Below are 17,513 nucleotides of genomic sequence, written 5' to 3'. Positions count from 1 at the left end.
GCGGCGGATAAAATAGGTCCACCATGATTGCCACACGAACCTTGCGCCGTGCGCGCATCCTTATCGTCGGTTGCGGCGACGTCGGCCTGCGCTGCGTCGCGCAACTTCAGGCGCGTCGCGCTCGTCCGCGCGTATTTGCTCTGACCCGCCGACCGGAGCGCGTCGACCTGCTGCGCGCCGCGGGCGCCGTGCCCGTTCTGGGCGACCTCGACCAGCGTTCGCGTATGACGCGGCTGGCGGGTCTCGCCGGCACCGTGCTGCACCTCGCGCCGCCCCAGAAAGACGGCGACGACGATTTGCGCACCCGCAGGCTGATTGCCGCGCTCAAGGCGCGCCGCCGGTCGGTTGCACGTCTTGCTACACGTCGCGCCGCACGCCACTTCAGTCGCAAAATGCGCGCCGCATCGGGACCAACCGCGGGCCCGGCTTCAGGCACTTTTTCGGCGCCAAAACCATCCTCTATTGTACCCGAGCGCACCTTACGATCCCGTCGCGCCCAACCCGCCGCGCGCCTGCGTCCGACGCTGGTTTATGCCAGCACGACGGGCGTTTACGGCGATTGCGGCGGAGCGCGCATCGACGAAACGCGCACGCCGCGGCCCGCCAACGCGCGCGCCAAACGGCGCGTGGCCGCCGAGCGCCAATTGCGGCGCGCCACGGCAAGCGGCGCGCTGAAGGCGACCATCGCCCGCATCCCCGGCATTTACGCGGCGAGCCGCCTGCCGCTGGCGCGGCTGGAAAAGCGCACGCCCGCGCTCGCGGCCAGCGACGACGTCTACACCAGCCACATCCACGCCGACGATCTCGCGGCCATCCTTGTGCGCATGACCACCCACGGCAAAGCGGGCCGCATCGTTCACGCAAGCGACGATAGCGAACTCAAGATGGGGGAATATTTCGACCGCGTCGCGGATGCCTTCGGTCTGGAGCGCGCGCCGCGCGTGAGCCGCGCCGTGGCCGAGCGCGAGCTTGACCCGGTGCTGCTGTCGTTCATGCGCGAATCGCGGCGGCTGGACAACACGCGGCTCACGCGCGAATTGCGTGTGCGCCTGCGTTATCCCGATGTGGATGCGTTTTTGAGCGAGTCCGTGCGCTCGCGGTCGCCGCACCCGTAAGGTCGGATGGGCGGCGCGGCGCAAGCGTGCCGTTCACGTGATTGCCGGCAGCGCCTCGATCAGGAGGAAGCACAGCAGAGCCCCGATGAGCGCTCCGATCAGATTCGGATGGTATTGATGCCGATAACGCATCGACGCCAGCAGGCCGCCGATCAGAATCACCCCTAGACCCATGAAAGCCATCAACACGAATGGAATGCCGAAGGTGTCGTTGATGTCCATGATGCCCCTCCTTGAAACTTGTAATCGTTGTTTAAGGGAGTATAGGGCGGGGTGTCAGGAAGAGCATGCTGCGGCGCGGCATAAAAAGGGCGCATTCAGCGCTTGAAAACGTTGACCGCCCGGCTGGACAAGGCCGCGCGGCATGCGACGTGGTTTACCCCGTGTTGCGCAATGCGGTCAGTTCAGCGGCGTCGAGCCACTTCCAGGCGCCCGGCGCGAGGTCCGCGGGCAGCGTATAGCCGCCGATGCGCTCGCGATGCAGCGCCTCCACACGGTTGCCCGCCGCGGCCACCATGCGCTTGACCTGGTGATACTTGCCTTCGAGCACGCTCAACTCCAGCTCGTGCTCGCCGCGCGCGTTGGCCGCGAGCGCCACGCTCGGCGCGCGCTCGCCGTGCAACAGGACGCCGTCGCGCAGCGCCTGCAACTGCGCATCGTCGACTGGATGGCGCGTGGTCGCCACGTAGATCTTCGGCACCTTGCGTTTGGGCGACGTGAACGCATGCACGAACTGGCCGTCGTCGGAGAGCAGCAGGAGGCCGGTGGTGTCCTGATCGAGCCGGCCCACGCACTGCACATTGCGCTCGGCGAACTGCGGCGGCAGCAGATGAAACACGCTCAAATGATGCTGCGGATCGCGCGAGCACTCGTAGCCCGCAGGCTTGTTCAGCGCGAGATAGGCGCGTTCGTGAAACGGCCAGGATTCATCATCGACGCCGAACACCAGACCGTCCGTGTCGAAGTCGGCGAGCGGATCGGTGCAGGACTCGCCCGCGACGCTCACGCGAGCGTCGGCGATCAGGCCGCGGCACTGGCGGCGCGTGCCGAAACCCTGTGAGAAAAGAATGCTTTCGAGATTCATGACGAGACGCCGGCTACCTGAAACCGCAGCATTTTAGCGAAGCCTACGGGCCGCCAGGCTCGCAACGCTGCGCTCGCCGACGATCGGCTTGCGGTTCGCATCCAATCTGGTTGCAGTTGAACGCCGTTCACGACGTGTTTCGCGCACTTGGCGTAACGTAGCGCGATGCAGTGGCCCGTGGATCGCTTCACGCCATCGCGCTCGGGCTGCTCGCTTCCCTTTTTTTCGCGCAGCGCCGCGCCGCCGCCATGTGGCGTGCGCTGCGCCTGTCAGCTTACGTGGAGGACAGCATGGCGAAGACGATTGCGGATTTTCTGGCGAAAACGCTCGAAACGGTGGGTGTCGAACGGATCTGGGGCGTGACGGGCGACAGCCTGAACGGGTTGTCGGCGAGCCTGCGCAAGCTTGGCTCGATCCGCTGGATGCATACGCGACACGAGGAGGTGGCTGCCTTCGCGGCCGGCGCCGAAGCCGCCGCGACCGGCCGCCTCGCAGTCTGCGCGGGCAGTTGCGGCCCGGGCAATCTGCACCTCATCAACGGCCTGTACGACTGTCATCGCAACCGCTCGCCGGTGCTGGCGATTGCCGCGCATATCCCGTCGACGGAAATCGGCCTCGGCTATTTCCAGGAAACGCACCCGACCGAACTCTTTCGCGAGTGCGCCCATTACGTTGAACTCGTCACCAATCCCTCGCAATTTCCGCGCGTGCTGGCCACGGCGCTGCGCACGGCGATCGACCAGAAGGGCGTGGCCGTGATCGTGCTGCCGGGCGACGTCGCGCTGCTCGACGCGCCCGACGAGGAACCGACGTGGGTGCAGACCGAGCGCCCCGCGACCTTGCCCGCCGCGGCGGACCTCGACCGGCTGGCGGAACTGCTCAACCGCTCGGAGGCCGTGACGCTGCTGTGCGGCAGCGGCTGCAAAGGCGCGCACGACGAAGTGGTGGCCTTCGCGGACGCGCTCGGTGCGCCGACTGTGCACGCGCTACGCGGCAAGCAATACGTCGAATGGGATAACCCGTACGACGTGGGCATGACCGGTCTGATCGGCTTCAGCTCGGGCTATCACGCGATGATGTCGTGCGACACGCTGGTCATGCTCGGCACGGATTTCCCGTATCGCAACTTTTATCCCGGACACGCCAACATCGTGCAGATCGACCGCGATGCGGCGGCGCTCGGCAAACGCGCGCCGCTCGCGCTGGGTTTGATCGGCGATGTGCGCGAGACGCTGCGCGCGCTCACGCCCAAGCTCACGCGCAAGACGGACCGCCACTTCATCACCAAGGCGCGCGGACATTACGCCGAGGCGCGCAAGGGACTCGACGATCTCGCGCGTCCGGCACCCGCGGGCAAGCCGCTGCATCCGCAATACGTGACGGCGCGCCTCGACGCGCTCGCCGCCGACGATGCGATTTTCGCCGTCGACGTCGGCACGCCCACGCTATGGGCCGCGCGCTATCTGACAATGAACGGCCGCCGCAGGCTGCATGGCTCGTTCAACCACGGCTCGATGGCGAATGCGATGCCGCAGGCGCTTGGCGCGCAGGCCGCGCACGTGGGGCGTCAGGTGATTTCGCTGTCGGGCGACGGCGGACTGTCGATGTTGCTTGGCGATATCCTCACGGCGCGCCAGCTCGACCTGCCGATCAAGATCGTTGTCCTGAATAATGGCTCGCTCGGTTTCGTGGCGATGGAGATGAAAGCGGGCGGCTACGTGGAAACGGGCACCGATCTCGCCGCGACCAACTTCGCGGATATCGCCAGGGGGGCGGGGCTGTTCAGCTTGCGCGTGGAAACGTCGGAGGCGCTCGACGATGCGCTGCGCGAAGCGTTTGCGCATCCGGGGCCGGCGCTCGTCGATGTGGTGACGGCAAAGCACGAACTGGCGATGCCGCCGAAGCTGCAATGGGCGCAGGCGAAGGGCTTCAGCCTGTACATGCTGCGCGCAGTGCTGAGCGGACGCGGCGACGAGGTGCTGGAACTGGCGGAGACGAATTTGCGGTGAGGGTGGTGCACTAGGAGAACACGAAGCCCCGCTGCGGCGGGGCTTTGCTTTTGTAGCGTCACTGCGTTTGATGTGCGTCGAGACATGTGCGCGATACGCTCGATTGCGCTGGCGTAACCCATAATAATTATGGGTATGACTATCCAGTCCATACCGTTCAGATTGAGCGACGTGAACCTGTAGCGGTTGATTCGTGAAACTGCCGAGGATACGGCGCGCGTATCCATTTCGCCGCATGCAAAGAAGCGGATGCGCGAGCGAAAAATCACGCCGACGCAGATTTACGATTGCCTCAGACGTGGCAGCGTTACCGAACCGGCCCACACGAACAGCAAAGGGCATTGGCAATGCACTTTGAATCGTAGGAGTGCGGGCGACGATGTCAACGTGGCGGCGGTGTTGGAGCGCGATGAACACGGCGACTGGGTCATCGTCGTCACTGTATTTTGAGAGGAAGCCATGTACCACTACACAGAGACCGGACTGCTAAACGTGTGGCTGGCTAACGGCTACACCGTCAGAAAAACATCTTCCGGGGAAGCCGTATCGATCGAAAACGCAGATGGACTTCATCGCGAGATTGGTCGTGTGCTGGCACGCAAAAGCCATCTGACAGCAGCGGAATTCCGCTTCCTCAGAAAGGAGTTGGATTTGTCCCAACATCGCGCCGCAGATTTGCTTGGAACGTCCGAGCAAACCGTGGCGCTCTGGGAAAAGCGCGGCAAGATACCCAAGACCGCGGACAGGATGTTTCGCGCGATTTATCTAGAAACAATCGACGGAAACGTGAAGCTGAAGGAGTTGATCGAGCGCGTCGCAGATCTGGATCGGAAAGTCGATGAGCGACTGATATTCCAGGACACGGAAGGAGTCTGGCTGAAGGCTGCCTAAGAATTTCAAGTCGAAGAGCGCAGAGCCGAAAACCGAAAACCCACGTAGATCCGCAGTAGCCCCAGAAGCCCGCAAGGCCTCGCCGGCCTGTCCATACATCGTGTGCCGTGGCGCGCTGGAAGTGCTTCGCGAGGCTCAGAAAGCAAAAAGCCCAACCGGGTTAGGGCTGGGCTTTTTGCTCGAATCTCTTTGTGGTGCCTCGGGCCGGAATCGAACCGGCACTCCTTTCGGAACCGGATTTTGAGTCCGGCGCGTCTACCAATTTCACCACCGAGGCAGCTCTCGCAACCCGTCTAGAGAACAGGCGCTCGAAGTAGCCGTAAATTATGACGTAAAACCGCAGCCTCGGCAAGCTGCGCTCAGATCGTGCGCGAAAAGCGCTCTGCCTGCTGCGTGCCCAGATAGCGGTCGAACACCATGGCGATGTTGCGCACGAACATGCGCCCGGCGGGCAGCACCTCCAGCCGGTCGGAGCTGCGCGCGATCAGCCCGTCCGCTTCGAAGGCGCGCAGCCGCTCCAGTTCCGGCGCAAAGGCCGCTGGAAAGCGCACCCCATAGGCCGCCTCGAATTCATCGAAACGCAATTCGAGATTGCACATCAGCTCGGTGATGATGTCGCGGCGCAGCCGGTCGTCGGCGGTGAGGCGCACGCCGCGCGAGATTGCCAGCCGCCCGGCGTCGATGGCCGCGCCGTAGCCAGGCAGATCCTTCGCGTTCTGCGCGTACACATCGCCGACCTTGCCGATCGACGAAGCACCGAAGCCGATCAGATCGCAGTCCGCGCGCGTGCTGTAGCCCTGGAAGTTGCGATGCAGCGTGCGCTGCCGCTGGGCGCGCGCGAGTTCGTCGGTGGGCAGCGCGAAATGATCCATGCCGATGTACACATAGCCCGCGTCGGTCAACTGTTCGACCACCCTTTGCAGCAGGGCGAGCCGCGTGGCGGGCGTCGGCAGTGCTGCGGCGTCGATTTGCCGCTGCATCTTGAAGAGCTGCGGCATGTGCGCGTATCCGAACACCGAAATGCGCTCGGGCGCGAGCAGCAGGATCGTGTCGAGTGTGCGCCCGAAGCTTTTGACGTCCTGATGCGGCAGCCCGTAGATCAGATCGACGCTGATCGAATCGAAGCCGTTCGCGCGCGCCGCGTTCATCACGTCGATGGTCAGTTCGAGCGGCTGCACGCGGTTGACGGCACGCTGCACGACCGGATCGAAATCCTGCACACCAAGGCTCAGCCGGTTGAAACCCAGGCTGCGCAGGTGGCCGATCGTTTCGGCCGAGGCCTCGCGCGGATCGATCTCGATCGAGTATTCGGCTTCGCTTTCGGGCTGCAGCGCGAAATGTTCACGCGTGGCCGCCATCAACGTACTCATTTCGTCGAGCGAAAGAAACGTGGGCGTGCCGCCGCCCCAGTGCAGTTGCGATACGGGGCGCTTCGTGTCGAACAGCGCCGCCTGCAATGCCATTTCTCGCACGAGTTGCTGGACGTAAGGCTTTGCGCGGGCGCGGTTTTTTGTCGCGATCTTGTTGCAGCCGCAATAGAAGCAGACGGTGTCGCAGAACGGGATGTGGAAGTAGAGCGAGAGGTCGGTATCGGCGGCGCCGGGATCGGCGGCCGCGCGCCGGTAGTGGTCGAGATCGAAATCGTCGCGGAACTGCAGGGCGGTCGGATAGGACGTATACCGTGGGCCGTTCGCGCCGTACTTCGCGAGCAGGTCGGGGCGGAAGAGGAGGTCGGCGTCGCTCATGCGGGGCTCTCTGGGATGAGGCGCGGGGGCGCCGCACGGGCAGGCGGCTCCGACAGCGCCGGATGAATCCAGTGTAAGAGGGCGATGGGCCGCACCGTTTGTGTAAAAAGGTCGCAGTCAGAGCCAGTCCAGGCCGACGCGCGCGAGGTGGCACAATGCGGGCAGCGCCGCGCAAGTTGTTGCCGCGCTGTCGTTTTGATTCAGCAACCGTTTTGTTTCAGGAAGCCGATGTGAGTGCCGCTTCAACTTCTAGCGCGTCCGCGCACGCCTGCCGCCCCGGCTGCGGCGCGTGCTGTATCGCGCCCTCCATCAGCTCGCCGATTCCCGGCATGCCCGATGGCAAGCCCGCCGGCGTGCGTTGCGCGCAGTTAGGCGAGGACTTGCAGTGCAAGATATTCGGTTCGCCGTTGCGGCCCGCCTGCTGCTCCGGACTGCAACCGCAGGCCGAGATGTGCGGCACGTCGCGCGAAGAGGCGCTGTTCTGGCTCGATCAGCTCGAAGCCGCCACGCAGCCGCCGTCCACGCCCCGGGGTGCGCATTGACGCGCTCGTTGAGCATCGCCGTTCTTCAAGGAGATTTCGCATGATCCGACGCGCGCCGCGCGCTCCCCACCTCTCGCGCACTCCGGACGCACCTCGCGCCACGCGGCGCGCTTTCCTGCTGTCGGCCTGTGCTGCCGCGGGCGCGGCGATGTCGCTCGGCGCCTGCGCGAGCGGCACGTTCCCGTTCATCCCCGATCACTACACGTTCTCGCAGCAGCAGGTGCAGGATGCGGTGCTGCGCAAGTTCCCGTATCACCGCTCGGTGCAGCAGTTGTTCGAGGTCGCGCTGACCAATCCTGTCGTCACCTTGCTGCCCGATCGCAATCGCGTGGCCGTGCATGTCGACGCCCACCTCGAAAGCCCGCTCATGCAGCAGCCCGTCAACGGCGCGTTCACACTGTCGAGCGAACTGGCCTACGACGCGACCAGCCGCTCGGTCGTGCTGCGCTCGCCGTCGGTCGATAGCGTCGATATGGCGGGCAATGCCGCCGCGTACGGGCAGCAGGTCAACGCCGTGGCGGCGATGGCCGCCGCCCAGTTGCTCACCAACTATCCCGTCTACACGTTCAAGCCCGATCAGCTCCAGTTCGCCGGCGTGAATTACGAACCCGGTACAATCACCATCCTTACAAACGGCATACGCGTGCAGATCGTCGAGAAATAGCGACAGAAGCTAGTCTCGGCACGCGCGACGCCACTATCGCGAGGTGCAGGGATGGACTGGATCGTGACGTGCAAGGCCCTGATTCTGGGCATCGTCGAAGGGCTGACGGAATTTCTGCCGGTTTCCAGCACGGGGCATCTGATCGTGGCGGGCAGCGTGCTCGGCTTCGACGGCGAGTATGAAAAGACCTTCGACGTCGTGATCCAGTTCGGCGCGATTCTCGCGGTGTGCTGGGAGTTTCGCCGCAAGATTGGCGGCGTGGTGGCTGGCCTGCCGTCGCGGCCCAATGCGCGTCGCTTTGCGCTCAACGTCATCGTGGCGACCATTCCCGCCGTCGTGCTCGGCCTGATGTTCGAGAAAGCGATTAAGTCGGTGCTGTTTTCGCCGGTTCCAGTGGCGTGTGCGCTCGTCTTCGGCGGTTTGGTCATTCTGTGGGTGGAAGGGCGCATGCGGGCGGCTGGCGGCGTGATGAGCAATGCGGCCGGCAACGCCGCAGGGACGGTGGCCGTCAGCACGGCGCGGCCCGCCCGCGTGAATTCGCTCGACGAGATCACGCTGCTCGACGCCTTCAAGATCGGCTGTGCGCAGTGCTGCGCGCTGATCCCCGGCATGTCGCGTTCCGGCGCGACGATCATCGGGGCGATGCTGTTTGGCGTCGAGCGCCGCGTCGCCACGGAGTTCTCGTTCTTCCTCGCGATTCCGGTGATCTTCGGCGCGACGCTCTATGAGCTTCACAAGACCTGGCAGACGCTGTCGATGGACTGGTTCGGTCTGTTCGGCGTGGGTTTTATCGCGGCTTTCGTGAGCGCGTTCGCCTGTGTGCGCTGGCTGCTGCGCTATGTCGCCTCGCACGATTTCACGGCGTTCGCGTGGTATCGCATCGTGTTCGGTCTGGTGATCCTGCTGGTGGGTTATAGCGGCGGCCTGGACTGGGGCGATTGACGTTCGCCTTCACGATTCGATCCAGCAATGCAAAACGGGCGCCGCGAAGGCGCCCGTTTTGTTTTGTCAGCGTCGTTTGATCCGATTTCAGACCGCGCGGCGCTTGAACACCAGATCCCACACGCCATGACCGAGGCGCAGACCGCGGCGCTCGAACTTCGTCACCGGGCGATAGTCGGGGCGCGGCGCGTAATCGGCGGCCGTGTTTTCGAGCGCGGCTTCGCCGCCCAGCACTTCAAGCATCTGTTCCGCGTAGTTCTGCCAGTCGGTCGCGCAATGCAGATACGCACCCGGCTTCATGCGCGAGATCAGCAGTTGCACGAACTTCGGCTGGATCAGGCGGCGCTTGTGATGGCGCGCCTTGTGCCACGGATCGGGGAAGAAGATGTGCACGCCGTCGAGGCTGTCCGGCGCGATCATGTTTTCGAGCACTTCCACGGCGTCGTGCTGGATGATGCGGATGTTCGTAAGGTCCTGCTCGCCGATCAGCTTGAGCAGCGCGCCGACGCCCGGCTCGTGCACTTCCACGCCGAGGAAATCGTCGTTCGGGCGCAATGCGGCAATTTCCGCCGTGCTCGCGCCCATGCCGAAACCGATCTCCAGCACGCGCGGCGCTTCACGGCCGAACAGGGCGCTCAAGTCGGCCGCCTCGGGTGCATAGGGCACGACGAAGCGCGGCCCGAGTTCGTCCATCGCGCGGCGCTGGCCTGTCGACACGCGCCCGGCGCGCGTCACGAAGCTGCGGATACGGCGATGGCGCAGGCCGGCTTCCGTGCCTTCTTCGGCGGTTTGGTCAGCGTCGGCTGCGGCGGGCATTTCAGCGGCGTCGGGAGCGTCGTCCGCCGGATCGTTCGGTTCGTGGTTCATCTTCGAGGATGGGAAATAGAGGCAGCGGGCCGCGTCTGGCGCAGAGGCAGACATTGCTTGCGGCGGGACTCGCTGCTGGCGGACATGTGCCGCTCAAGTTCGGGCAGATCGGCATGCGCAGGCGCGCAAGGTCGCTAACAGGCGCACGCGAGGCACACACGACCGCGAACCGCTCATTATAACAGCGCGGCTTGTGGCCCCTGACGCGGTGCCTGACGCGCTGCGGGGCCGGGTTTATTCCGCGCTTCGGGTCAGTCCGACGAGATGGTGATGTGCATCGACGCCGGATCTTTCAGCTCGAACACACTGACGCGGCCGGCGCGCACGTCGAACAGCAGACGCGTGAGTGCGGCGACGCGCTCCTGCTGACGCTGGGCGTTGGCGGGCGGCTGGTCGTCGTTATGGGCAAGCAGTGATGTGCGCACTCTCACGATGAGCGCAACCGCACTGCGGCGGGACATGAAAAATCGTTCCATCGATGACGCCTGCGCGCGGGCACGCAGGGGGAAAACGCGGGTGGTTGGCGGAGGATCGGATTGCGCCGATCATGCGGGTCTAAATCGGAACAAGTCTGGATCGAGCCACGCAAACAAGATGCTAGCGCAACGATCGAGCAACGCGCAGCGAACTGCGCAAGCATGCCGAAAGCCGGGCGCGCGAAGGCACTGGCGGGAGAACCGCAAACTTTGCAAAAGAGGGGAGCCGGTTTGGCGCTGGATGCCGTTCCGTCACGATGACGAAGAGCGGCGAGGCATTCTGGAGCGGGCGATGGGAATCGAACCCACGTCATCAGCTTGGGAAGCTGAGGTAATGGCCATTATACGACGCCCGCAGAGCGCGCCATTTTACGCGTTTTTCGCCGGGTTGCGCAAATTCGCGCAATCTGAAAAACCCGGCGACGCGATTCAAACGATGATCCGGAGACCCGGTCAGACCCGGATCAGATACCGAACAGCGTGAGCGAAACCGCCGCGCGCGTGACGACCATCAGCAGCACCTGCACGATCACGAACAGCAGGATCGGCGAAAGATCGAGGCCGCCGAAGTTCGGCAGGATCCGGCGCAGCGGGTTGAGGAACGGCGCGGTGACCTGGAACAACACCGGCATGGCGGGCGAGCGCGGGTTCAGCCACGACAGCAGCGCCATCAGGATGGTGAGCCAGATCAGCAGGTTGAGCGCCCACTTCACGAGCGTGAGCACCGCGACGATCAGCAGCGTGGGCAACAGGCCGAGCGGATCGACGCCCACCAGCCACACCATCAGCAGCACGTAGACGATCGACGCAAGCAGCGCGGCCACGATGCTCGCCCAGTCGACGCCACGTACGCCCGGAATCACCCGGCGCAGCGGCAGGACGAGCCAGTTGGTGGCCTGCTGGATGCCGTGCGTGACCGGGTTATAGGGCGGCACGCGGACGAACTGGAGCCAGGCGCGCATCAGCAGGGCGGCGCCGAACAACGTGAAGATCGTGTTGAGCAGAAAACGGGCGATATCGCCGAACATCGGTGTTTTTTCCTTCTTTTGGTGAGTGACGGTACGCGGTGGCGCCGCTGGGCGCCTGCACGCGTGCGATGGCTCGCGGCGCGCGGATCAGACCGTGATCTTGATCTCGCTGATGAGGATCGTGCCGTTGCCGCCGTCGGTGTAGTTGGGAATATCGTCGATGAGCACCTTGTCGTGCGCGGCGAACACCGCGTAAAAGGCGTCGAGCGTTTCAAACAGGAAGTGCCCCGTCGCCACATAGGGCGGCGGCGTGCCCGGTGGCCCCGCGTTGATGCCGATGTCGACCGACCAGCCCTTGCAGGCGTCCCCGAACAGTTGCGCGGCGAGCGGCATGTGCCGCGTCACGTAGTACTCGCTGTCGAACCGGCCGTTTTCCCGATACGGATAAAGGATGCTGACCTTGATCATTGTGCGTTCTCGTCGATGAATCCCTAAGCGTGCGCCCCGTGCCGCCTTGCGCCGGCACCTGCGCGCCGTTGCCACATTACCACGGCTTACGCCTCGCCAGGATGGGCGCGGGATGACGGCTGCCCGTGGCTTGCGCACATGATTCTGACAGGCTTCCGGGTAAACCGTTACAGTGGTTTCAGTGGCCGCCCGACGTTCGGCGTCGCGCAGTGTTCGCTGACGTACCGAAGCGATGCGCATGGTCCGGTTAAAAAGGACGCGAGGGCACAACGGCAGCAGCCCAATAAAGACAGGATGGCTGTCGCCGACAGAATTCATGACGAACCCGTGGCACGGGTTCTGCTGCGCGAACGTGGGCGCGCATGGAAGGGGCTCGATCGCAGGTCGCAGCCGGCACCCGGAGCAACGGGATTTCGCCTGGCGCGCGCGATGGATGCCCGGGGCAATCGATTCGACCCGCAGCGTGACTGGCCAGGGGCCGCCGCTGCCGCGTTCGCCCAGCACGTTGAACGTGCGACGAACAGGTCCCGGACGTTATGTCCCGCGCACGCGGCTATCTCGCTACACCGCGTTCGGCGCTCGCGCGATCTGCGCACAATGGTTTCCATGACTGCGGTTTTTCCAGCTCTTTTCTGTTGCTGTCGTGCAATTGGGCTGTTTCCTTTCGGTACACCGATTCGGGAGGTCACCATGAGCATTTTTGCTTACCGTAAGCATCTGCGGTTCCTCACCCCCCATCAGCGTCGCCGTTGGTGGGATCAGAAAAAGCGTCTCACGCCACGCGTGCAGATCAGCGGCGCCTACGTGCCGCCGAGCGTCTCACGCGAATTCGCGTATGTGAAAGTCGGCTAGCGTCCGACATCCCGATCCGATCCGACGAAGCCCGGTCTCTGCACCGGGCTTCGTCGTTTCCGGCGCCAGGTTCGTGGGGCGAGGCGACGCGACCAATTTGTAATCAAACATTACCTACGTATCAGAGACCTTTGGCGACGGGTCAGGTAACTCTGACCGGGCGCACGCGATGCGCCGTCACCAGGCCGCCTGGCGGCGCGATACGGCGTCATTTGCGGGTCTTTTCGGCAGAAATGTTTTACCTGCGCTTGTTGCGGCGCATTCAATGCGTATAAGGCAATTGCAATTTGCAACAAATGGCAACCTTTGACGGGGGCGCTTTTAGATAGAGTCTTTACGTGGGCACTGCCCGTCATGTGGAGCGACGCCGTCGTCGGCCGCCAGGAGAAGAGAAGTGAAAAAGACCGTTTCGTTTATCGTTGCCGCAGCGCTGGGCGTGGGGCTCGTCAGCGCAGCGCAGGCGCACGTTTCGGTGGGTATCGGCATTGGCATTCCGGTCGCACCGGCTTATCCCGTCTATGCAGCGCCGGTTTATGCACCGCCGCCGCCGCCGGTGTACTACGCACCGCCCCCGCCGGTGGTCTATGCGCCGCCGCCCGCCGTGGTCGTTGGCGGCTACGGTGGTTATGGCTACTACGGCCACCCGTATTACCACCATGGCTATGGCTACTACCACGGCTATCACGGTGGCTGGTATCGCCGTTAAGATTTGAGGGTGAGGCGGCGGATGGCGGGGGCCATCTGCCAGTCTTATCGATCTGATAAACAAAGGCGCAACGCCGGCTCTCGCCGCGTTGCGCCTTTGTCGTTCTGGGTGCGAAAACGAAGGGCGCGCTTCAGGATGCGCCCGCGCCCTGAACGATCAAATCGCGATAGCCGTTCACGATCACGCTATAAGAGAACCACGCGAAAAGCAGTGCCGAAAGCACATGGCACGCGCGCAGCAGTCCAGTGCCCGCGCGCTTGCGCCCGTGGCTTGCGAGCCCGCAGAGAAAGAGCGTCCAGCCAAGCCCGCCGAGAAAAAATCCCGACAAAAATAGCGCCGCCGATCCTGCGCTCGTCGCGCCCGATTTGGCGATGAGCGCGCCGCCCACCGCGGCGAACCACAGAATCGCGCTGGGCGACGACACCGCCAGCAGCACGCCGCGCACGAAACTGCGCCACGGGTTGGGCAAGGGCGAGGCGCTGTCCGCTTCGCCCTCGACCGGAGGCGCCTTCGCGGGGTTGAGCGCTTCGCGCGCCATCTTCCAGGTGAGCATCAGCAGCACCGCCGCGCCGCCAATCCATACGACCCAGCGCACCGCCTCGAACTGCAGCAGCGCCGCCATGCCGGCGAGCGCGAGCGCCGCGTAAATCAGATCGCCGAAACACGAGCCGAAGCCGAGCCAGAAGCCCGGCCGGAACCCGTGCGAGAGCGTGAGGGAAATGATCGCGACATTGACGAGACCGATGTCGAGGCACAGCGAAAGCGACAGAAAAAAGCCGTCGGAAACCAGGGAAACGTGAGACATAAAGCCAAGTTTGTTGTTGTCGTGCGCCGCGCGGAAGAGCGCTAGAAGCGAGCCGCGCGGCGAGTTACAGCAGGTTCAGCGAAGCATCGCTTCAAACGCCGATGCACAGATATTTCAGCTCGACATATTCGTCGATGCCGTACTTCGAGCCTTCGCGTCCCAGCCCCGATTGCTTCACGCCGCCAAACGGCGCGACCTCGTTCGAGATCAGTCCGGTATTGATGCCGACCATGCCGTATTCGAGCGCCTCGGCCACGCGCCAGATGCGGCCGATATCGCGGCTATAGAAGTAGGAGGCGAGGCCGAATTCGGTATCGTTGGCGAGTTCGACCACTTCGGCTTCGTCGCTGAAACGGAACACGGCGGCGACCGGCCCGAAGGTTTCTTCGCGCGCGATCAGCATGTCGCGCGTGACGTCGGCGAGCACGGTCGGCTCGACGAAGCGGCCCTCGCTCGCCTGGCCGCCCGCGACGAGTTTCGCGCCTTTCGACGTGGCGTCTTCGACGTGTTTTACGACTTTGGCCACGGCATCGTCGTCGATCAGCGGGCCTTGATTGACGCCCGCGTCGAAGCCGTTGCCGACCTTGATCTTGCGCGTGGCGGCAGCCAGTTTTTCGACGAATGCGTCATAGACGGCGTCGTGTACATAGAAGCGGTTCGTGCACACGCAGGTCTGCCCGGCATTGCGATATTTCGAGATGACTGCGCCTTCAACGGCGGCGTCGATATCGGCGTCGTCGAACACGATGAAGGGCGCGTGACCGCCCAGTTCCAGCGCGATTTTTTTGACCGTCGGCGCGCATTGCTGCATGAGGACGCGGCCCACCGGCGTCGATCCGGTAAAGGAAAGATGACGCACGACGTCGCTTTCGCACAGCGTCTTGCCGACTTCGATCGAATTCGCCGAATCGGCGGTAATCACGTTGAAGACGCCCTTGGGCACGCCCGCGCGCTGGGCGAGTTCGGCCAGCGCCAGCGCGCACAGCGGCGTCTGTTCGGCAGGCTTGACGACGATCGTGCAACCCGCGGCCAGCGCGGGCGCGACCTTGCGCGTGATCATCGCGATCGGGAAATTCCACGGCGTGATGGACGCGCACACGCCAATCGGCTGCTTGAGCACGACCAGCTTGCGGTCGGTGGCGGGGCTGGCGAGCACGTCGCCGTTCACGCGCTTGGCTTCTTCGGCGAACCATTCCAGGAAAGACGCGCCGTACAGCACCTCGCCGCGCGCTTCGGCGAGTGGCTTGCCTTGCTCGGCGGTCATGATCGCGGCGAGGTCGTCGGCGTGCTCGATCACGAGGTCGAACCAGCGGCGCAGCACGGCGGCGCGCTCCTTGCCGGTCTTCGCGCGCCACGCCGGCAGCGCGGTGTGCGCGGCGGCGATCGAGCGACTCGCCTCAGCCGCGCCGAAGTCGGGCACGCGGGCGATTTCAGAGTTATCGGCGGGATCGAGCACGGCGAAGGTCGTCGCGCCGCCACTCCATTCGCCGTCGATCCAGGCGCGCGTCTTGAAGAGGGCGGGGTCCTTCAGCTGGGTCAGGCGTTCGGATGCCAACTGGCTCATCGTCGTGTCTCCTCTATGCATGAGCGCTGCGGCTCACGGCGAGCCGCAACGGGCGCGGCGTCGCAAAAGGCGTCGCGGATGAACGACAGGGCGCGCGCCGCAGCTCCTTGCGAGCCGCGGCGCGGCGCACTCAGGCGCGACCGAGTCCGAGTTCGTCGTAGAGACGGTCTACGCGCATTTTTACGTCCTGACTCATCTCGATGGCCTGGCCCCACTCGCGGTCGGTTTCGCCGGGCCATTTGTTGGTGGCGTCGAGGCCCATTTTCGAGCCGAGGCCTGCCACCGGCGACGCAAAATCGAGATAGTCGATCGGCGTGTTTTCGACAAGCACTGTATCGCGCGCTGGGTCGATGCGCGTCGTGATCGCCCAGATCACTTCCTTCCAGTCGCGGATATCGACGTCCTCGTCGACCACCACGATGAACTTCGTATACATGAACTGGCGCAGGAAGCTCCATACGCCGAACATCACACGCTTGGCGTGCCCGGCGTAGCTCTTCTTCATCTGCACGATCGCCATGCGATAGCTGCAGCCTTCGGGCGGCAGATAGAAGTCGGTGATCTCGGGAAACTGCTTCTGCAACAGCGGCACGAACACTTCGTTGAGCGCGACGCCGAGCACCGCGGGCTCATCGGGCGGCTTGCCTGTATACGTAGAGTGATAGATCGCGTCGCGGCGCATCGTGATGCGCTCGACGGTGAAGACGGGGAACCACTCCTGCTCGTTGTAGTAACCGGTGTGATCGCCGTAGGGGCCTTCGAGCGCATGCTCGTAAGAGGCACTTGCGCTCTTTGCAGGACGCGGCGGCGCACCGGCGGGAGCAGGCGAGGGCGTGCCTTCTTGCGGGTAGATGAAACCTTCGAGCACGATTTCGGCGCGCGCGGGTACTTGCAGCGTATCGACGCCAGGCGTCAGGCACTTCGCAAGCTCGGTGCGTCCGCCGCGCAGCAGACCGGCGAACTGGTATTCGGAGAGCGTATCGGGCACCGGCGTCACCGCGCCGAGGATGGTCGCCGGATCGGCGCCGAGCACCACGGCCACGGGATAAGGTTTGCCAGGATTGCGCAGCGCGAATTCGCGGAAATCGAGCGCGCCGCCCCGATGCGCGAGCCAGCGCATGATGAGCTTGTTGCGGCCGATCAATTGCTGACGATAGATGCCCAGATTCTGGCGCGTCTTGTTCGGCCCGCGCGTGACCGTGAGACCCCAGGTGATGAGCGGACCGGCGTCGCCGGGCCAGCAGGTCTGGATCGGCAGCTTCGCGAGATCGACATCATTGCCCTCCCAGACGATTTCCTGGCAGGGCGGCGCACTGACGGTTTTCGGCGCCATGTCCCACACGGCCTTGGCCAGCGTGAAGAGCTTGCCCGCGTCCTTCAGGCCGCGCGGCGGCTCGGGTTCCTTGAGCGCGGAGAGCAGGCGGCCCACGTCGCGCAGCGATTCGAGCGCGGCGGCGTCGCCCGTGCGGCCGTGATCCGTTGCGCCCGCATCGATACCCATGCCGAGCGCCACACGCCGCGGTGTGCCGAACAGATTGCCGAGCACGGGGAACGCATGCGTCTGGCGGTTCTCAAACAACAATGCCGGACCGCCGGCGCGCAGCACGCGGTCGCACAGCTCGGTCATCTCCAGCACAGGAGAGACGGCCTGCGGCACGCGGCGCAGTTCGCCAAGCGTCTCCAGGCGACCGACGAAGTCACGTAAGTCTTTGTATTTCATCAGGATAGGGTCGGAGCCGCAGTGTGCGGCAAAGCAGGAATCAGGGCCGGAGCCGAAGCTGAACGAAATCGATTGTCGATTTTACCTGCGTTACC

Annotated in this window: 19 protein-coding genes and 2 tRNA genes; 9 read left to right on the top strand and 12 right to left on the bottom strand. The window is 64.3% G+C overall.

Annotation, left to right across the window (positions count from 1 at the left end):
* The first annotated feature begins 23 nt into the window (after nucleotides 1-23).
* Nucleotides 24-1,115 carry an NAD-dependent epimerase/dehydratase family protein gene (locus F3J17_RS27710; RefSeq protein WP_167066723.1) on the top strand — a complete coding sequence of 364 codons (1,092 nt, stop codon included), beginning with the start codon at nucleotides 24-26 and terminating at the stop codon, nucleotides 1,113-1,115.
* A 33-nt stretch (nucleotides 1,116-1,148) separates the two neighbouring features.
* Here the strand turns inward: F3J17_RS27710 and F3J17_RS27705 are convergent, their stop codons facing one another.
* Together F3J17_RS27705 and F3J17_RS27700 are read right to left on the bottom strand one after the other, a co-directional pair.
* Nucleotides 1,149-1,337 carry a hypothetical protein gene (locus F3J17_RS27705; RefSeq protein WP_167066720.1) on the bottom strand — a complete coding sequence of 63 codons (189 nt, stop codon included), beginning with the start codon at nucleotides 1,335-1,337 and terminating at the stop codon, nucleotides 1,149-1,151.
* 154 nt (nucleotides 1,338-1,491) lie between these two features.
* The gene (locus F3J17_RS27700; protein WP_167066717.1) at nucleotides 1,492-2,199 is read right to left on the bottom strand and encodes a 16S rRNA pseudouridine(516) synthase; all 708 of its coding nucleotides are present in this window, start codon (nucleotides 2,197-2,199) and stop codon (nucleotides 1,492-1,494) included.
* Nucleotides 2,200-2,489: 290 nt separating this feature from the next.
* On the opposite strand from F3J17_RS27700, the gene poxB reads away from it, so the two are divergent.
* The 3 genes from poxB (at nucleotide 2,490) to F3J17_RS27685 (ending at nucleotide 5,099) form a co-directional block, all read left to right on the top strand.
* The gene (gene poxB, locus F3J17_RS27695; protein ID WP_167066714.1) at nucleotides 2,490-4,208 is read left to right on the top strand and encodes a ubiquinone-dependent pyruvate dehydrogenase; all 1,719 of its coding nucleotides are present in this window, start codon (nucleotides 2,490-2,492) and stop codon (nucleotides 4,206-4,208) included.
* A 186-nt stretch (nucleotides 4,209-4,394) separates the two neighbouring features.
* Complete coding sequence (locus F3J17_RS27690) at nucleotides 4,395-4,658, top strand: DUF4258 domain-containing protein (protein ID WP_240161180.1); 264 nt, start codon at nucleotides 4,395-4,397, stop codon at nucleotides 4,656-4,658.
* Nucleotides 4,659-4,667: 9 nt separating this feature from the next.
* Nucleotides 4,668-5,099: a helix-turn-helix domain-containing protein gene (locus F3J17_RS27685; protein WP_167066712.1), complete on the top strand. Its 432-nt coding sequence runs from the start codon at nucleotides 4,668-4,670 to the stop codon at nucleotides 5,097-5,099.
* Between the two features lie 192 nt (nucleotides 5,100-5,291).
* On the opposite strand, the gene F3J17_RS27680 is transcribed toward F3J17_RS27685, so the two are convergent.
* Nucleotides 5,292-5,376: transfer RNA gene (locus F3J17_RS27680), tRNA-Leu, on the bottom strand.
* A gap of 82 nt (nucleotides 5,377-5,458) precedes the next feature.
* Nucleotides 5,459-6,844 carry an oxygen-independent coproporphyrinogen III oxidase gene (gene hemN / locus F3J17_RS27675; protein ID WP_167066710.1) on the bottom strand — a complete coding sequence of 462 codons (1,386 nt, stop codon included), beginning with the start codon at nucleotides 6,842-6,844 and terminating at the stop codon, nucleotides 5,459-5,461.
* Nucleotides 6,845-7,074: 230 nt separating this feature from the next.
* Between hemN and F3J17_RS27670 the strand changes: the two genes are divergently transcribed.
* The 3 genes from F3J17_RS27670 (at nucleotide 7,075) to F3J17_RS27660 (ending at nucleotide 8,992) form a co-directional block, all read left to right on the top strand.
* Nucleotides 7,075-7,386, top strand: coding sequence for a YkgJ family cysteine cluster protein (locus F3J17_RS27670; protein WP_345891258.1), 312 nt, complete (start codon nucleotides 7,075-7,077; stop codon nucleotides 7,384-7,386).
* A 148-nt stretch (nucleotides 7,387-7,534) separates the two neighbouring features.
* Nucleotides 7,535-8,050, top strand: coding sequence for a DUF1439 domain-containing protein (locus F3J17_RS27665; protein WP_240161182.1), 516 nt, complete (start codon nucleotides 7,535-7,537; stop codon nucleotides 8,048-8,050).
* 51 nt (nucleotides 8,051-8,101) lie between these two features.
* Entirely contained in the window at nucleotides 8,102-8,992 is an 891-nt protein-coding gene (locus F3J17_RS27660; RefSeq protein ID WP_167066701.1) for an undecaprenyl-diphosphate phosphatase, read from the top strand.
* 87 nt (nucleotides 8,993-9,079) lie between these two features.
* Here F3J17_RS27660 and trmB read toward each other — a convergent pair whose 3' ends face one another.
* The 5 genes from trmB to F3J17_RS27635 form a co-directional block, all read right to left on the bottom strand.
* Nucleotides 9,080-9,859 carry a tRNA (guanosine(46)-N7)-methyltransferase TrmB gene (gene trmB, locus F3J17_RS27655; RefSeq protein WP_167066698.1) on the bottom strand — a complete coding sequence of 260 codons (780 nt, stop codon included), beginning with the start codon at nucleotides 9,857-9,859 and terminating at the stop codon, nucleotides 9,080-9,082.
* A 251-nt stretch (nucleotides 9,860-10,110) separates the two neighbouring features.
* Nucleotides 10,111-10,320: a hypothetical protein gene (locus F3J17_RS27650; protein WP_167066695.1), complete on the bottom strand. Its 210-nt coding sequence runs from the start codon at nucleotides 10,318-10,320 to the stop codon at nucleotides 10,111-10,113.
* Between the two features lie 296 nt (nucleotides 10,321-10,616).
* Nucleotides 10,617-10,691: transfer RNA gene (locus F3J17_RS27645), tRNA-Gly, on the bottom strand.
* A gap of 108 nt (nucleotides 10,692-10,799) precedes the next feature.
* Nucleotides 10,800-11,363, bottom strand: a complete 564-nt coding sequence (locus tag F3J17_RS27640) for a YggT family protein (protein ID WP_167066692.1) — start codon at nucleotides 11,361-11,363, stop codon at nucleotides 10,800-10,802.
* An 87-nt stretch (nucleotides 11,364-11,450) separates the two neighbouring features.
* A complete protein-coding gene (locus tag F3J17_RS27635; protein ID WP_167066689.1) occupies nucleotides 11,451-11,771 on the bottom strand; it encodes an EthD family reductase in 321 nt (106 codons plus the stop codon).
* Between the two features lie 138 nt (nucleotides 11,772-11,909).
* Between F3J17_RS27635 and F3J17_RS27630 the strand changes: the two genes are divergently transcribed.
* Together F3J17_RS27630 and F3J17_RS27625 are read left to right on the top strand one after the other, a co-directional pair.
* Complete coding sequence (locus F3J17_RS27630; protein ID WP_167066492.1) at nucleotides 11,910-12,623, top strand: hypothetical protein; 714 nt, start codon at nucleotides 11,910-11,912, stop codon at nucleotides 12,621-12,623.
* 394 nt (nucleotides 12,624-13,017) lie between these two features.
* A complete protein-coding gene (locus F3J17_RS27625; RefSeq protein ID WP_167066686.1) occupies nucleotides 13,018-13,329 on the top strand; it encodes a hypothetical protein in 312 nt (103 codons plus the stop codon).
* 130 nt (nucleotides 13,330-13,459) lie between these two features.
* Here F3J17_RS27625 and F3J17_RS27620 read toward each other — a convergent pair whose 3' ends face one another.
* From F3J17_RS27620 to F3J17_RS27610, 3 genes are all read right to left on the bottom strand, one after another.
* The gene (locus tag F3J17_RS27620) at nucleotides 13,460-14,134 is read right to left on the bottom strand and encodes a LysE family transporter (RefSeq protein ID WP_167066683.1); all 675 of its coding nucleotides are present in this window, start codon (nucleotides 14,132-14,134) and stop codon (nucleotides 13,460-13,462) included.
* 91 nt (nucleotides 14,135-14,225) lie between these two features.
* Nucleotides 14,226-15,698: an NAD-dependent succinate-semialdehyde dehydrogenase gene (locus F3J17_RS27615; RefSeq protein WP_167066680.1), complete on the bottom strand. Its 1,473-nt coding sequence runs from the start codon at nucleotides 15,696-15,698 to the stop codon at nucleotides 14,226-14,228.
* Nucleotides 15,699-15,828: 130 nt separating this feature from the next.
* On the bottom strand, nucleotides 15,829-17,418 hold the full coding sequence (locus F3J17_RS27610) for a UbiD family decarboxylase (protein WP_167066677.1): 1,590 nt from the start codon (nucleotides 17,416-17,418) through the stop codon (nucleotides 15,829-15,831).
* Nucleotides 17,419-17,513: the final 95 nt, after the last annotated feature.

Source organism: Burkholderia sp. Ax-1719, assembly GCF_011753055.1.
GTDB lineage: Bacteria > Pseudomonadota > Gammaproteobacteria > Burkholderiales > Burkholderiaceae > Paraburkholderia.
This window is presented reverse-complemented; position numbering and strand designations above follow the sequence as displayed.

What these genes read in the sequence shown, in the direction of transcription:
- F3J17_RS27710 (WP_167066723.1), top strand. Translation starts at nt 24, where the DNA reads ATGATTGCCACACGAACCTTGCGCCGTGCGCGCATCCTTATCGTCGGT.
- F3J17_RS27705 (WP_167066720.1), bottom strand. Translation starts at nt 1,337, where the DNA reads ATGGACATCAACGACACCTTCGGCATTCCATTCGTGTTGATGGCTTTC.
- F3J17_RS27700 (WP_167066717.1), bottom strand. Translation starts at nt 2,199, where the DNA reads ATGAATCTCGAAAGCATTCTTTTCTCACAGGGTTTCGGCACGCGCCGC.
- poxB (WP_167066714.1), top strand. Translation starts at nt 2,490, where the DNA reads ATGGCGAAGACGATTGCGGATTTTCTGGCGAAAACGCTCGAAACGGTG.
- F3J17_RS27685 (WP_167066712.1), top strand. Translation starts at nt 4,668, where the DNA reads ATGTACCACTACACAGAGACCGGACTGCTAAACGTGTGGCTGGCTAAC.
- hemN (WP_167066710.1), bottom strand. Translation starts at nt 6,844, where the DNA reads ATGAGCGACGCCGACCTCCTCTTCCGCCCCGACCTGCTCGCGAAGTAC.
- F3J17_RS27665 (WP_240161182.1), top strand. Translation starts at nt 7,535, where the DNA reads ATGTCGCTCGGCGCCTGCGCGAGCGGCACGTTCCCGTTCATCCCCGAT.
- F3J17_RS27660 (WP_167066701.1), top strand. Translation starts at nt 8,102, where the DNA reads ATGGACTGGATCGTGACGTGCAAGGCCCTGATTCTGGGCATCGTCGAA.
- trmB (WP_167066698.1), bottom strand. Translation starts at nt 9,859, where the DNA reads ATGAACCACGAACCGAACGATCCGGCGGACGACGCTCCCGACGCCGCT.
- F3J17_RS27650 (WP_167066695.1), bottom strand. Translation starts at nt 10,320, where the DNA reads ATGTCCCGCCGCAGTGCGGTTGCGCTCATCGTGAGAGTGCGCACATCA.
- F3J17_RS27640 (WP_167066692.1), bottom strand. Translation starts at nt 11,363, where the DNA reads ATGTTCGGCGATATCGCCCGTTTTCTGCTCAACACGATCTTCACGTTG.
- F3J17_RS27635 (WP_167066689.1), bottom strand. Translation starts at nt 11,771, where the DNA reads ATGATCAAGGTCAGCATCCTTTATCCGTATCGGGAAAACGGCCGGTTC.
- F3J17_RS27630 (WP_167066492.1), top strand. Translation starts at nt 11,910, where the DNA reads ATGATTCTGACAGGCTTCCGGGTAAACCGTTACAGTGGTTTCAGTGGC.
- F3J17_RS27620 (WP_167066683.1), bottom strand. Translation starts at nt 14,134, where the DNA reads ATGTCTCACGTTTCCCTGGTTTCCGACGGCTTTTTTCTGTCGCTTTCG.
- F3J17_RS27615 (WP_167066680.1), bottom strand. Translation starts at nt 15,698, where the DNA reads ATGAGCCAGTTGGCATCCGAACGCCTGACCCAGCTGAAGGACCCCGCC.
- F3J17_RS27610 (WP_167066677.1), bottom strand. Translation starts at nt 17,418, where the DNA reads ATGAAATACAAAGACTTACGTGACTTCGTCGGTCGCCTGGAGACGCTT.